The organism is Pseudomonadota bacterium (assembly GCA_023229365.1).
Lineage (GTDB): Bacteria > Myxococcota_A > Polyangia > JAAYKL01 > JAAYKL01 > JALNZK01.
On record JALNZK010000069.1, the window covers coordinates 17,327 to 28,741 of the forward strand.

18 protein-coding genes are annotated in these 11,415 nt (G+C 66.7%); 13 read left to right on the forward strand and 5 right to left on the reverse strand.

What is annotated here, in order from left to right; translation table 11 throughout:
* The first annotated feature begins 203 nt into the window (after positions 1-203).
* The 4 genes from rho (at position 204) to prfA (ending at position 3,890) form a co-directional block, all read left to right on the forward strand.
* On the forward strand, positions 204-1,454 hold the full coding sequence (gene rho, locus M0R80_21190) for a transcription termination factor Rho (GenBank protein MCK9462149.1): 1,251 nt from the start codon (positions 204-206) through the stop codon (positions 1,452-1,454).
* 55 nt (positions 1,455-1,509) lie between these two features.
* Entirely contained in the window at positions 1,510-1,725 is a 216-nt protein-coding gene (rpmE, locus tag M0R80_21195) for a 50S ribosomal protein L31 (GenBank protein MCK9462150.1), read from the forward strand.
* Between the two features lie 68 nt (positions 1,726-1,793).
* Positions 1,794-2,801 (forward strand): DUF1385 domain-containing protein, encoded by a 1,008-nt coding sequence (locus M0R80_21200; GenBank protein MCK9462151.1) that lies wholly within the window; start codon positions 1,794-1,796, stop codon positions 2,799-2,801.
* Between the two features lie 15 nt (positions 2,802-2,816).
* Positions 2,817-3,890 carry a peptide chain release factor 1 gene (gene prfA, locus M0R80_21205; GenBank protein ID MCK9462152.1) on the forward strand — a complete coding sequence of 358 codons (1,074 nt, stop codon included), beginning with the start codon at positions 2,817-2,819 and terminating at the stop codon, positions 3,888-3,890.
* Between the two features lie 34 nt (positions 3,891-3,924).
* Here prfA and M0R80_21210 read toward each other — a convergent pair whose 3' ends face one another.
* A complete protein-coding gene (locus M0R80_21210; protein ID MCK9462153.1) occupies positions 3,925-4,110 on the reverse strand; it encodes a hypothetical protein in 186 nt (61 codons plus the stop codon).
* A gap of 173 nt (positions 4,111-4,283) precedes the next feature.
* Here M0R80_21210 and M0R80_21215 point away from each other — a divergent pair, with 173 nt between their 5' ends.
* From M0R80_21215 to M0R80_21245, 7 genes are all read left to right on the forward strand, one after another.
* Positions 4,284-4,631, forward strand: a complete 348-nt coding sequence (locus M0R80_21215; GenBank protein MCK9462154.1) for a histidine triad nucleotide-binding protein — start codon at positions 4,284-4,286, stop codon at positions 4,629-4,631.
* Positions 4,632-4,638: 7 nt separating this feature from the next.
* A complete protein-coding gene (locus tag M0R80_21220) occupies positions 4,639-5,157 on the forward strand; it encodes a hypothetical protein (protein ID MCK9462155.1) in 519 nt (172 codons plus the stop codon).
* A gap of 168 nt (positions 5,158-5,325) precedes the next feature.
* On the forward strand, positions 5,326-5,517 hold the full coding sequence (locus M0R80_21225) for an AtpZ/AtpI family protein (protein MCK9462156.1): 192 nt from the start codon (positions 5,326-5,328) through the stop codon (positions 5,515-5,517).
* Positions 5,492-5,869 carry a hypothetical protein gene (locus M0R80_21230; protein ID MCK9462157.1) on the forward strand — a complete coding sequence of 126 codons (378 nt, stop codon included), beginning with the start codon at positions 5,492-5,494 and terminating at the stop codon, positions 5,867-5,869. The genes M0R80_21225 and M0R80_21230 overlap by 26 nt, the downstream gene beginning before the upstream one ends.
* On the forward strand, positions 5,870-6,643 hold the full coding sequence (gene atpB, locus M0R80_21235) for a F0F1 ATP synthase subunit A (protein MCK9462158.1): 774 nt from the start codon (positions 5,870-5,872) through the stop codon (positions 6,641-6,643). It abuts the gene before it with no gap.
* A 24-nt stretch (positions 6,644-6,667) separates the two neighbouring features.
* Entirely contained in the window at positions 6,668-6,988 is a 321-nt protein-coding gene (locus M0R80_21240; protein MCK9462159.1) for an ATP synthase F0 subunit C, read from the forward strand.
* Complete coding sequence (locus M0R80_21245) at positions 6,985-7,668, forward strand: peptidylprolyl isomerase (GenBank protein MCK9462160.1); 684 nt, start codon at positions 6,985-6,987, stop codon at positions 7,666-7,668. Before M0R80_21240 ends, M0R80_21245 begins: the two co-directional genes overlap by 4 nt.
* 14 nt (positions 7,669-7,682) lie before the next feature.
* On the opposite strand, the gene M0R80_21250 is transcribed toward M0R80_21245, so the two are convergent.
* From M0R80_21250 to M0R80_21260, 3 genes are all read right to left on the reverse strand, one after another.
* A complete protein-coding gene (locus M0R80_21250) occupies positions 7,683-7,904 on the reverse strand; it encodes a helix-turn-helix domain-containing protein (protein ID MCK9462161.1) in 222 nt (73 codons plus the stop codon).
* Positions 7,905-8,071: 167 nt separating this feature from the next.
* A complete protein-coding gene (locus tag M0R80_21255; GenBank protein ID MCK9462162.1) occupies positions 8,072-8,584 on the reverse strand; it encodes a hypothetical protein in 513 nt (170 codons plus the stop codon).
* A 97-nt stretch (positions 8,585-8,681) separates the two neighbouring features.
* Entirely contained in the window at positions 8,682-9,092 is a 411-nt protein-coding gene (locus M0R80_21260) for a TIGR02266 family protein (GenBank protein MCK9462163.1), read from the reverse strand.
* A 138-nt stretch (positions 9,093-9,230) separates the two neighbouring features.
* On the opposite strand from M0R80_21260, the gene miaB reads away from it, so the two are divergent.
* Together miaB and M0R80_21270 are read left to right on the forward strand one after the other, a co-directional pair.
* Positions 9,231-10,550, forward strand: coding sequence for a tRNA (N6-isopentenyl adenosine(37)-C2)-methylthiotransferase MiaB (miaB, locus tag M0R80_21265; protein ID MCK9462164.1), 1,320 nt, complete (start codon positions 9,231-9,233; stop codon positions 10,548-10,550).
* Positions 10,547-11,053, forward strand: coding sequence for a VanZ family protein (locus M0R80_21270; GenBank protein MCK9462165.1), 507 nt, complete (start codon positions 10,547-10,549; stop codon positions 11,051-11,053). The genes miaB and M0R80_21270 overlap by 4 nt, the downstream gene beginning before the upstream one ends.
* On the opposite strand, the gene M0R80_21275 is transcribed toward M0R80_21270, so the two are convergent.
* Positions 10,937-11,415, reverse strand: a 479-nt coding sequence (locus tag M0R80_21275; GenBank protein ID MCK9462166.1) for a hypothetical protein, incomplete at its 5' end; no start/stop codon positions are given. The two genes, M0R80_21270 and M0R80_21275, sit on opposite strands and share 117 nt — an antisense overlap.

Below are 11,415 nucleotides of genomic sequence, written 5' to 3' on the forward strand. Positions count from 1 at the left end.
CAGCGCGCCCGATCGGTCGGATCCAGCACGCAACGCGGCCGAGGGTATTCTTCTTGACACACGCTCCCAAGCGCCGTACATAAGTCGGCGCGACGGTTGTTACAGCTCTTGCCACTCAACCCCGATACGGAATTGCACACAGGGCGCAGCGAGATGCGCCGCAAAAACAAGACAGAGAAGAAAAGAGAACCAAGAGGAACCACATGCATCTGAGAGATCTCAAGAAGAAGCCCATCTCCGAGCTCACCACGATGGCGAACGAGTACAACATCGAGGGCGCGGCCGGAATGCGCAAGCAGGAGCTGATCTTCGCGCTCTTGCAGGCCCAGTCCGATCAGAACGGCGTCATCACCGGCGAGGGCGTGCTCGAGACCCTGCCCGACGGGTTCGGCTTCCTGCGCGCGCCGGACTACAACTACCTCCCGGGGCCGGACGACATCTACGTCTCCCCGTCTCAGATCCGGCGGTTCAACCTCAGGACCGGCGACATCGTCGCGGGACAGATCCGGCCGCCCAAGGAGTCGGAGCGCTACTTCGCGCTGCTCAAGGTCGAGACCATCAACCACGAGGCGCCAGAGGTCGCGCGGTCCAAGATCCTCTTCGACAACCTGACGCCGCTCTACCCGGACGCGCGCTTCAACCTCGAGACCCCGGACAAGCCCAACGACTCGACGCGCATCATCGACCTCCTGTGCCCGATCGGGAAGGGGCAGCGCTGCCTCATCGTGTCGCCGCCGCGCGCCGGCAAGACCGTCCTCTTGCAGGATCTCGCGAACGCCATCTCCACGAACCACCCCGAGGCGAAGCTCCACGTGCTGCTCATCGACGAGCGGCCCGAGGAGGTCACCGACATGGCGCGGAACGTGGACGGGGAGGTGATCAGCTCCACCTTCGACGAGCCCGCGCAGCGGCACGTCCAGGTCGCAGAGATGGTGCTCGAGAAGGCGAAGCGCCTCGTCGAGCACAACCACGACGTCGTGATCCTCCTGGATTCCATCACGCGCCTCGCGCGCGCCTACAACACGGTCGTCCCGCCGTCGGGCAAGATCCTCTCCGGCGGCGTCGACTCCAACGCCCTGCACAAGCCGAAGCGGTTCTTCGGCGCGGCGCGGAACATCGAGGGCGGCGGCAGCCTCACGATCGTCGCCACCGCGCTCGTCGACACCGGATCGCGCATGGACGAGGTGATCTTCGAGGAGTTCAAGGGGACGGGCAACAGCGAGATCCACCTGGATCGCAAGCTCATGGAGAAGCGGATCTTCCCGTGCCTGGACATCAACAGGTCCGCGACGCGCAAGGAGGAGCTGCTGCTCGACAACTTCGTCCTGCAGCGCGTCTGGCTGCTGCGGCAGCTCCTGCACCCGCTGAACGTGATTGACTCGATGGAGTTCTTGTTGGACAAGCTCCGTAGGACGAAGAGCAACAAGGAGTTCCTCGAGTCGATGAACCAGTAGACGTGGGGTGAGAACCGGGCTATTCACGTCCGGCGAATCCACGAGAGGTAGTGAGATGAAGAAGGGTATCCATCCGAAGTACACGGCGATCACGATCAGCTGCGCCTGCGGCAACACCGTGAAGACCCGCTCGACCAACGGGCAGGACATGACGCTGGAGATCTGCTCCGAGTGCCACCCGTTCTACACCGGGAAGCAGAAGCTGCTCGACTCGGCCGGGCGCATCGAGCGCTTCCGGAAGAAGTACGCCGGCCAGAAGAAGCCCGCGTAGTGTCCCCGTCCCCCGTGCCCAAGGGCAAGTGCGCCCCTGTCGGAGGCCAGGCCGTGATGGAGGGCGTGATGATGCGCTCGCCCCGCAGCCTGGCGATCGCCGTCCGCCGCCCCTCGAACGAGATCGTCGTGAAGGAGGCGGTGTGGCGTTCGATCTGGGACCGGCTGACGTTCCTGCGCTGGCCCTTCCTCCGCGGCACGGTCGTCATGATCGAGGCGATGGTCAACGGGATGCAGGCCCTGAGCTTCTCGGCCAAGGAGGCGATGCCCGCGGAGGAGAAGGGCGGCGGCAAGGACGGCTCGGGCGAGACGGGCGGCGCGTTCCTGGCGCTGCCGGTCATCGTGAGCACGCTGCTCGCCGTCGGGCTGTTCAAGTTCCTGCCGCACATGGCCGCGACGTACGCCGGGGTCCTCCTCGGCGACGCGAAGCTGACGGTCGACGATCTGGCCTACCATTTCGTCGACGGGGCGGTGAAGATCCTCATCTTCGTCGCCTACATCGCGGCGATCAGCCTCATGAGGGACATCCGGCGCGTCTTCGAGTTCCACGGCGCGGAGCACATGTCCATCTACACGTACGAGGCCGGCGAGCCGCTGACGGTCGAGCACGCGCGCCGGAAGTCGAGGCTGCACCCCCGCTGCGGCACGGCGTTCCTGATGGTCGTCATCCTCGTCTTCATCGTCGTGTCGGCGCTCATCATGCCGTTCGCGCCCGAGTGGGCGAAGCCCGGAGACGACAAGCCCTGGTTCAACCACCTGCTCATCGTGCTCCTGAAGCTGCCGCTCCTGATCCCGGTCGCCGGCCTGGCCTACGAGTTCAACAGGTTCGCCGGCCGGAACGCGTCGCACCCCCTCGTCAAGCCGCTGCTCGTCCCCGGCCTGGCGATGCAGCTCCTGACGACGCGTCCTCCGGACGACGCGCAGCTCGAGGTCGCGCTCGTGGCGCTGCGCACGGCGCTGTGGCGGGAGAAGGTGGGCGAGTCGGTGCCCGAGGACGAGGCGCCGCGGGTCTTCAGCGACTTCGCCGCGTTCGAGAGCGAGGGACCGCAGCTCGAGCCCGCGGGGGCGAACGCCTGAAGGTTGGTGGCTGTCATGCTGGACAAGCTCGCGAAGATCGAGGAGCGGTTCGAGGAGATCGAGCGCAGGCTCTGCGATCCGGCGGTGATCTCGAACAGGGAGGCGTTCAGGGAGCTGTCCCGCGAGCGCGCGGCGCTCGACGAGCTCGTGCCGACCTACCGCGACTACAAGAGGCTGCTGGCGGATCTCGGGGAGTACGAGGAGGGCGCGAGCTCCGGCGACCCCGAGCTCAAGGAGCTCGCCGAGGCCGAGCTCCCCGGGTTGCGGGCGAAGCGCCAGGCGCTCGAGGATCGGATCAAGCTCCTCCTCCTTCCGCGCGACCCCAACGACGACAAGAACGTCATCCTCGAGGTCCGCGCCGGAACCGGCGGCGAGGAGGCCTCGCTGTTCGCGGCGGAGCTGTTCCGCATGTACCAGAAGTTCGCGGAGTCGAGCGGGTGGCGCGTCGAGCTCATGAGCGCGTCGGAGACAGACAGCGGCGGCTTCAAGGAGGTCATCGCCAACATCTCCGGCAAGGACGTGTTCGCCTCGTTCAAGTACGAGAGCGGGGTCCACAGGGTGCAGCGGGTTCCCCAGACCGAGAGCCAGGGCCGGATCCACACGTCGGCCGTGACCGTCGCCGTGCTCCCGGAGGCGGAGGACGTCGAGGTCCACATCGACGAGGACAAGGAGCTCCGCATCGACGTCATGCGCGCCGGCGGCCCCGGCGGGCAGTGCGTGAACACGACCGACTCGGCGGTGCGCATCACGCACCTCCCGACCGGCCTCGTCGTCATGTGCCAGGACGAGAAGTCGCAGCACAAGAACCGCGCCAAGGCGCTGAAGATCCTGCGGGCGCGGCTGTTCGACAAGATCCAGGCGGAGAAGAACGCGGAGCGCGCGGCGGAGCGCAAGAGCCAGGTCGGCACCGGCGATCGCTCGGAGCGGATCCGCACGTACAACTTCCCGCAGAGCCGCGTGACCGACCACCGCGTCGGCCTGACCCTCTACAAGCTCGAGGAGATCCTCGCCGGAAACATAGGAGAGTTCGTCGGCTCCATCCGGGCGCACTTCCAGGCGGAGGCGCTGAAGAGCGAGAACGCGGACTGAGTAGGGGCGGGGGCTCGCCCCGCCCGCCGCATGATCAGAAATCGTAGAAGACGACGATGGACAGGCAGTGGAACTCGTTGTCGGAGCTCTGCGACACGACGGTGTCCTTGATGACGAACCCCGGATTGCTCCGGATCCACGCCGTGATCTGCTCGCCCAGATCCTCGCGTTCCTTCGCCTTCGTCGCCGAGAAGACCTTCACCCCCTTGTAGTCCACCATGCCCACGCTCCTTGCTCCCGCGCCGCGTGTCCCCCTTGAACCGCGTGTCTTCGGCCGACCTTTGTACTATGAATGCGGGCTGGACGACAAGGCCAGCCCGCCGGGTTGCCCGCGGGCCCTCGCGGCGATATGTTGCGTGGCGAGATCAAGGCATTGGCGAGAGGAGCGAAGAGATGGGCGAGGTCGACTGCGTCTTCTGCAAGATCGTGAGCGGGGCGATACCGGCGAAGAAGCTCTACGAGGACGACGCCGTCGTCGCGTTCGACGACGCCCACCCGGCCGCGCCGATCCACTTCCTCGTCATCCCGAAGATCCACGTCGACACGCTCGACGACGTGGGGAAGGAGCACGCGCCGCTGCTCGGGAGGATGCTGGTCGTCGCGGCGAGGCTGGCGCGGGAGAAGGGCGTCGGCGCGACCGGCTACCGCCAGGTGATCAACTGTCGCAAGGCGGCCGGGCAGGTCGTGTACCACCTGCACGCGCACGTCCTCGGCGGCCGCGACATGCGCCGGATGGGGTGACGGCGAGATGACGACGAACGACAAGCCCGAGGGAGAGGCCGCGCCCCGCGCGAAGCGCAGGCCCCCGAACGTGCGGTGGATGGCGCTCGGCGCGCTCGTGATCGTCGGCGGGGTCACGCTCGGCGAGAGCCTCGTGGTGACCCACATCGTCGAGAAGAGCGAGGCGCTCTCGAAGGCGTACCACTCACAGGACGCGAAGATGGCCAAGGGCGAGGAACTGACCGACGAGGAGAAGGCCGACCTGCGCGGCGCGCTCCTCGGCGACACGACCCTGCTCGGCGGCCTCGCCGCGATGCTCGTGCTCCTGCCCTTCGGCGCGGGCGTGCTCGTCGGGAGGCTCACGGGCTCGGCGCGTGACGCCGCGATCACCGTCGCCGTGGGCATGGCCGTCGGCTTCGCCTACGAGGGCACCGGCGTCGTCGCGATCGCCTTAGGCGCGGTGATCTACTTGGGCCTCGGGGCGCTCGCCGGACTCGTCGGGCGGCGCCTCGGCGCGCGGCGCGAGGCTGCGGCGAAGAACCCCTGAAATACGTGTTTTTTGGGCACGTTATGCTCATCTTGAATTGACCGAAAAAGGCGTGCGTGATAGAAACGGACCGGCTCGTGAGCCGGTCCTGCACAGGAGGCGCGTACGGATCCCGAATCCAAGCGGGAGTGGAAGAAGGCGGGTCGTCTTTCCGCCGTCGGCTTGGAGATGGGGTTCGCGATTCTCATCGGGGTGCTGGGCGGACAGTATCTGGACGACGTGTTCGATACCGCCCCGGTGCTGTTCTGGATCGGCTTCGCGGTTGGTTTGGGAGCGGCGGCGAAAGCAGTTTACGACGGCTTGCGGGTGGCATCCAGAACCGTGGTCCCGGACGATGAAAAAAATTCTAAGAAGATTTGAGCCCTACGCCATCCTCTGGGGAGTCGGGGCGGCGATCTTCGCCGCGCTCCGCCTCGGTCCGGACGATCTCGTCGGCGTCGCGTTCGGAACCGCGCTCGCCTTGGCGAACTGGTTCGTCTTCAACTGGGCGGGGCGGCGCGTCGCGGCGCTCGGCGACAAGGGGCGCTTCGGGTTCTTCCTGGTGGTGAAGACCGGCTCCCTGCTCGCCGTCATCTGGCTCATCCTGGCGACCGAGATCGCATCCCCGCTGGGCATGCTCCTCGGGCTCTCCGCCCTGGTTTTCGGCCTTCTGGCGCGCAGCACGGTACAGGTTCTTGCTGAGGGCAACGCAGCACTGCGGGAGGAACGGTAGATGCCGCACGGCGTGAGCTGGTTCGACTACATCTTCACCGCGATGGGCGAGTGGCGCACGCGGCTGCAGGAGCTCATCGGCACGTCCTACATCGACCACGCCGACATCTCCGTGCAATACGTCGTCGGGTTCGCCTTCGTCGCGGCGCTGCTGATCATGCTCGTGCTGATCGCGCGGCGGAAGTTCAGCGCCACGCGCGGTCTCATCCCGGACAACCGCCTGAACCTGCGCACGTTCTTCGAGATGATGATCGAGGGCGCGCTCGCCACGATGGAAGGGATCATGGGCCGCAAGGCCGCGCGCTTCTTCCTCCCGCTCATCGCGGCGAGCATGTTCATCATCTTCTTCTCGAACTTCATAGGGCTCATCCCCGGGTTCACGCCGCCGACGGGGAACCTCAACATGACGCTCGCGATGGCGCTCGTCATCTTCTTCACGACGCACATCTGGGGCATCAAGGAGCACGGCGTCATCAAGTACTTCGCGGAGTGGTGCGGCCCGTTCCGCAAGTGGTGGGCGCTCCCGTTCATGCTGTTCTTCTTCGCGATCGAGGCGGTCAGCCACCTCGCGCGGCCGGCGTCGCTGTCCATCCGACTGATGGGCAACATGTTCGCCGATCACGCGGTGGTGGCGTCGTTCACGCTCCTGTGCCCGATCCTCGTGCCGGTGCCGGTGCTGCTCCTCGGGGTGCTCGTGTGCATCGTGCAGACGGCGGTGTTCTGTATTCTATCGGCGGTGTACATCGGTATGGCTGTTGCTCACGAAGAGCATTGAACCTGCGAGAAAAGGAGAGCTGACATGCAGATGCGCAAGGTGCTGTCCCTGTTGACCGTTGCCCTCATCACGTTGGTGGCCACCGCGGCGTTCGCCGAAGGCGAGGCGGAGGCCGGGGCGGTCCTGGACCAGGGCTGGAGGGCGCTCGGCGCCGGGCTCGCGATCGGGCTCGCGGCGTTCGGATGCGGCATCGGCCAAGGAAACGCGATCGGCGCCTGCCTGACCGGCATCGCCCGCAACCCCAAGGCGGACGCCCAGATGTTCCCCAAGCTCATTCTGGGTCTCGCGATCATCGAGTCGCTCGCCATCTACGCTTTGATCATCGCCTTCATGGTCAAGCCGTGAGCGAAACGCGGTTCCTCACCGCGCTGGCTTTTTTGGGTTTGGGCGCTGCGTTCATCGGTTGCGGAAACGCTGTTCCGTCGCCTGCCGCGGCGGTCGGGGAGGGCGAGACGAGGTTCGACGTGCCGGCGCCTCTGCCCGTCTCGATGGAGCAGGACGTCACCGAGCGCGTCGAGATCAAGACCTCCATGGGGAGCATCGTCGTGGGGCTGTACGGTGACGCCGCGCCGGACACCGTGAAGAGCTTCCTCTCGTACGTCGACAGGGGGTTCTACAGCGGCAAGATCTTCCACCGCGTGATCCCCGGCTTCATGATCCAGGGCGGCGGCTTCGACGCGGCGCTCGAGCGCGCGGAAACGGATCCGCCGCTCCGGCTCGAGATCATCCCCGGGCTGAAGCACGAGGCCGGGATCATCTCCATGGCGCGCACCTCGGATCCGAACAGCGCGACGAGCCAGTTCTTCATCTGCGTGTCCGCGGCGACGCAGCTCAACGGCGGCTACGCGGCGTTCGGGCACGTCGAGGAGGGCTTGACCGTCGCGCTGGAGATCTCCTCCGTGCCCACGCAGACCGTCACGGGAGAGCGCGGCGAGATGAACGACGTGCCGACGCAGCCGGTCGTCATCGAGCACGTCAGGCGCTTGGGCCTCGAGAGCGCGCCGCAGGGTGACGCAGGGCCGTGACGCCCCCGGCGGGGTCAGGGCTCCTCGTCGGCGCTGTTCCAGTCCACGAAGACCCGCAGCTCCTCGGAGAACTTCCGCAGGTCCGTTTCCAGGATCTTGATGGCGAGGCCGCCGGTCGTGTTGTACGCGTTGAGGCCGTGCTTGCGTATCCATCGGCGAATCGTTTCATTCGATACGCGGCACATCTGTGCGACCTGCTTGACGGAAAAAACCCGCTCGGACGATGGCTTTTTCATTTTTTCCCCTTTTACAGATCCATCATAGTTGAACTTTTATAATAATATAGCATTTTTGCCCGTTTCGTCAAGTCCGATTGGAAACTACAGCCGTGGAGGGCGTGGCGTCAATTCAGCGTTTTTCGGACGTTGCTACGGTTTCGGTCGCCGCAGCCGGGGCTTGGAAATCAGTCGCTGATCTGTCCTGACAGGTACTCGGAGATGATGTTCCAGTTGTCGATGGTCCGAGATTTTCGGCAGCCCCAGACGTTGCAGAGCGCGACGATGTGGCTGTCCGTGCGCGCGGGGGACAGGAACAGCTTCACGAGATCGCCGCCGTTCGGCGATATCGCAGGATCGCAGTGGCACTTCGCGAGGACGGGGAGCAGCACGTTGCAGATTGGGCAGCGCACGTTGAGCTTCGTGCCGGCCGGCCAGTCCGTCTTGCCCTTCTTCGAGCTGTCGCCGTGGAACGGGGAGAGGTATACGATGCCCGCGTTGCCGCGGCCGTCCGTGAGCTGGAGCTTGATCCCGGGGTAGCCGTCGAACATCTCGTTGTCGTTGTCGACGAGGTTGTGGCCGTTCTGGCAGAACGCCTGCGTGACCACGATGAAAACGTCGTCGACGTGCTTGATCGACGATTCCGGAGGAGGCACGGAGGCGATCTTCAGGCGGCCCTTGTCGACGTCCTTTTTCGGCATGGCGCTCCTCTCACAGGCGCATCACTCTAGCGCGGTGATGATCACACCTATTCCAGTCGACAGCAGGAAGTCAAGGCGCAAAGAATGCGTTTCGCGTTCAGTCGGCGGCGGGTTTCGAGGCGCGCCCCACGAGCTTGCGGTACAGGTGCTTCCCGAGGCTGTCGATCATGAGGCGCTCGACGCGGTTCTCGATGTCGCCCCGCTGGGTGTCGTTCTCGTACAGGAACTTGATGCCCATCCCCGCCGGCTCGTCGGCGGTCGCGGTTTCGCTGGAGACGATCCACTGGACCTTGCCGCGCAGGACGATGGGGTTGTCGAGCGTCGGGATGACGAGCTTGAAGAGGAACTCCGTCCCAATGTCCAGCGGCTTCTGCGTCTTGATGAAGGTCCCGCCGCGGCTGATGTTGCGGGTGTAGTCGGCGAAGAACGTGTTGAGCCTGCGGTACTCGACCTTCAGCTCGATGGGAGCTCTCGGGTAGTCCCTTCGATCGGAATTGTCGTCGTCCAAAGCAGAATCCTCACTTTGCTGCGTTACGCAAATCCGCCAACGCAGTATAGCGCAGCCGGCCATGGCAGATCCAGTATCCCGGTACGCCTGCCGGAGGTTCGATTGACCTCGCCCCGCATTTGGGCCAGAAGAGGTGCCATGAAGCTGTTCGTCAAGACGTTCGGCTGCCAGATGAACGCCCACGACACCGCGCGGATCTTCGACATCATGCGGCGCGCGGGCTACGCGCGGACCGACGATCCCCGGGAGGCGGACGTCGCGCTCGTCAACAGCTGCACGGTCCGGGAGAAGGCGTGGCACAAGGCGATCTCCGAGACGGGGCGCCTCCGGCTGCTGAAGGGGCGCGCTCGCGACGTCGTCGTCGGCATCGTCGGATGCGTCGCGGAGCAGGAGGGGGCGAGGATCTTCTCGCTGATACCGGGCGTCGATTTCGTGGCCGCGCCGGATCACTACGCCGCGCTGCCGGCGCTCGTCGAGGAGGTCCGCCGGGAGCGGTCGACGCGGGCGCTCACCGGGTTCGACGAGGGCGCGGCGGGCGACTTCCTGGCGGCCGACACCTCGAGCGCGGGCGGATCGCCGCTCGCGTTCGTCACGGTCATGAAGGGCTGCGACGAGCGCTGCGCGTACTGCATCGTTCCCACGGTCCGGGGACCCGAGCGCTGCCGGCCCGCGGAGGACATCGTCGAGGAGGCGCGCGCCCTGGTCGCCGCCGGCGTTCGGGAGATCACGCTCCTCGGGCAGAAGGTGAACGCGTACCGCCACGGCCAGGCGGACTTCGTCGCGCTGCTCGAGCGTTTGGACGAGGTCCCGGGGCTCGCTCGCCTGCGGTTCGTCTCGCCGCACCCCCGGCACATGGCGCCCGAGCTCACGGCGCTGTACGGCCGCCTCGCGACGCTGTGCGAGTCGATCCACCTGCCGCTGCAGGCGGGGTCGGACGCGGTGCTCGCGCGCATGCGGCGGCGCTACCGCGCGGAGGAGTACCTTGAGGTCGTGGACCGCCTGCGGCGCGGTTGCCCGTCGATCGCGATCACGACCGACGTCATCGTCGGCTACCCGGGAGAGACCGAGGCGGAGTTCGCGCAGACGCTCGAGGTCATCGAGCGGGCCCGCTTCAACGGCGCCTTCTCCTTCAAGTACTCCCCGAGGCCGGGCACGCCGGCGGCGAAGCTCGCCGACGACGTCCCCGCGGAGGAGAAGTCGCGCCGCCTCGATCTCGTGCACGAGCGGATGGAGCGGCTGGAGCGCGAGTGGCGCGCCTCCCTGGTCGGGGCCGTCCTCGAGGTGCTCGTCGTTCAGGAGGGGCGGCTCGACGGGCAGGTCGGCGGCCGGGCGCGGAACGGCCAGATCGTGAACTTCCTCGCGCCGGGAGGGAAGGGGCTCGCGGGGCTCGAGGGCGCGCTCGTCGGCGTCAAGGTGACCGCCGTCCACCCGCACAGCCTCGAGGGCGTCGCCGTATGAGCGCGGCGCGGGCGCACTCCTCGTCCAAGCGGTTCCTGATCGCCGTCCTCGTCTACGCGGCGGCCATCTTCGCGGTCTCGCACGTCCCGGGCAGGGAGCTCGCGCGTCTCGGCGTCCACGTCTGGGACAAGGCCGCCCACGCCGCGGAGTACGTCCCGCTCGGCGCGCTGCTCATGCTCTGGCTGACCTCGCGCTTCGGGCGCGGGGCCCGGCGCACGCACGGCCGTTCGTTCGCGATCGTCGTCGGCCTCGTGATCATCTACGGGGCGCTCGACGAGATCCACCAGCTGTTCATCCCGGGGCGGAGCTCGTCGTGGTCGGACGTCGCGGCCGATCTGCTCGGCGGGGTGATCGGCGCCTCGGTGACGCTCGCCTTCCGGCGGCGATCAGCCGGTGGCGGTCCCGAACCACTTGGCGAGCTCGATGCCGACGAAGAGGAACAGCGAGTCGAACTCCTCTCCGGCGATCCAGGAGGCCTGGACGATCGGCGCGATCGAGAATAGGCGCGTGACGCGGAACTCGTAGAGCACCCCCACCGCGAGACAGCCCGGGCCGCCGCCGCCCATCTCCCACTCGTGCTCGCCGCGGGCGTAGCCGAAGCCGAGCCCGACCGACGGACGGAGGCCGAGCCCCCGCCAGGGGTAGAAGGTCGCGTCGAGCAGGAGGTCGAACGCGCTGATCTTCGCCGTGTCGCTCTTCCCGCTGTAGATCTGGACCTGGAATCCGACGGCGAACCACTCGGCGAACGCGTCGCCGACCCGGAACGCCAGCCCGTAGGTATGCACCGGGCCCAGCGCCAGATCGCCGTGGCTGTCGTTGGCGGGAATCCAGGCCCGCGTCCGCGAGTACCCGATCGCGCCCCCGA

What these genes read in the sequence shown, in the direction of transcription:
- M0R80_21230 (MCK9462157.1), top strand. Translation starts at nt 5,492, where the DNA reads ATGAAAAAAATTCTAAGAAGATTTGAGCCCTACGCCATCCTCTGGGGA.
- M0R80_21200 (MCK9462151.1), top strand. Translation starts at nt 1,794, where the DNA reads ATGATGCGCTCGCCCCGCAGCCTGGCGATCGCCGTCCGCCGCCCCTCG.
- M0R80_21210 (MCK9462153.1), bottom strand. Translation starts at nt 4,110, where the DNA reads ATGGTGGACTACAAGGGGGTGAAGGTCTTCTCGGCGACGAAGGCGAAG.
- rho (MCK9462149.1), top strand. Translation starts at nt 204, where the DNA reads ATGCATCTGAGAGATCTCAAGAAGAAGCCCATCTCCGAGCTCACCACG.
- M0R80_21220 (MCK9462155.1), top strand. Translation starts at nt 4,639, where the DNA reads ATGACGACGAACGACAAGCCCGAGGGAGAGGCCGCGCCCCGCGCGAAG.
- M0R80_21215 (MCK9462154.1), top strand. Translation starts at nt 4,284, where the DNA reads ATGGGCGAGGTCGACTGCGTCTTCTGCAAGATCGTGAGCGGGGCGATA.
- atpB (MCK9462158.1), top strand. Translation starts at nt 5,870, where the DNA reads ATGCCGCACGGCGTGAGCTGGTTCGACTACATCTTCACCGCGATGGGC.
- M0R80_21250 (MCK9462161.1), bottom strand. Translation starts at nt 7,904, where the DNA reads ATGAAAAAGCCATCGTCCGAGCGGGTTTTTTCCGTCAAGCAGGTCGCA.
- miaB (MCK9462164.1), top strand. Translation starts at nt 9,231, where the DNA reads ATGAAGCTGTTCGTCAAGACGTTCGGCTGCCAGATGAACGCCCACGAC.
- M0R80_21255 (MCK9462162.1), bottom strand. Translation starts at nt 8,584, where the DNA reads ATGCCGAAAAAGGACGTCGACAAGGGCCGCCTGAAGATCGCCTCCGTG.
- M0R80_21225 (MCK9462156.1), top strand. Translation starts at nt 5,326, where the DNA reads ATGGGGTTCGCGATTCTCATCGGGGTGCTGGGCGGACAGTATCTGGAC.
- rpmE (MCK9462150.1), top strand. Translation starts at nt 1,510, where the DNA reads ATGAAGAAGGGTATCCATCCGAAGTACACGGCGATCACGATCAGCTGC.
- M0R80_21270 (MCK9462165.1), top strand. Translation starts at nt 10,547, where the DNA reads ATGAGCGCGGCGCGGGCGCACTCCTCGTCCAAGCGGTTCCTGATCGCC.
- prfA (MCK9462152.1), top strand. Translation starts at nt 2,817, where the DNA reads ATGCTGGACAAGCTCGCGAAGATCGAGGAGCGGTTCGAGGAGATCGAG.
- M0R80_21240 (MCK9462159.1), top strand. Translation starts at nt 6,668, where the DNA reads ATGCAGATGCGCAAGGTGCTGTCCCTGTTGACCGTTGCCCTCATCACG.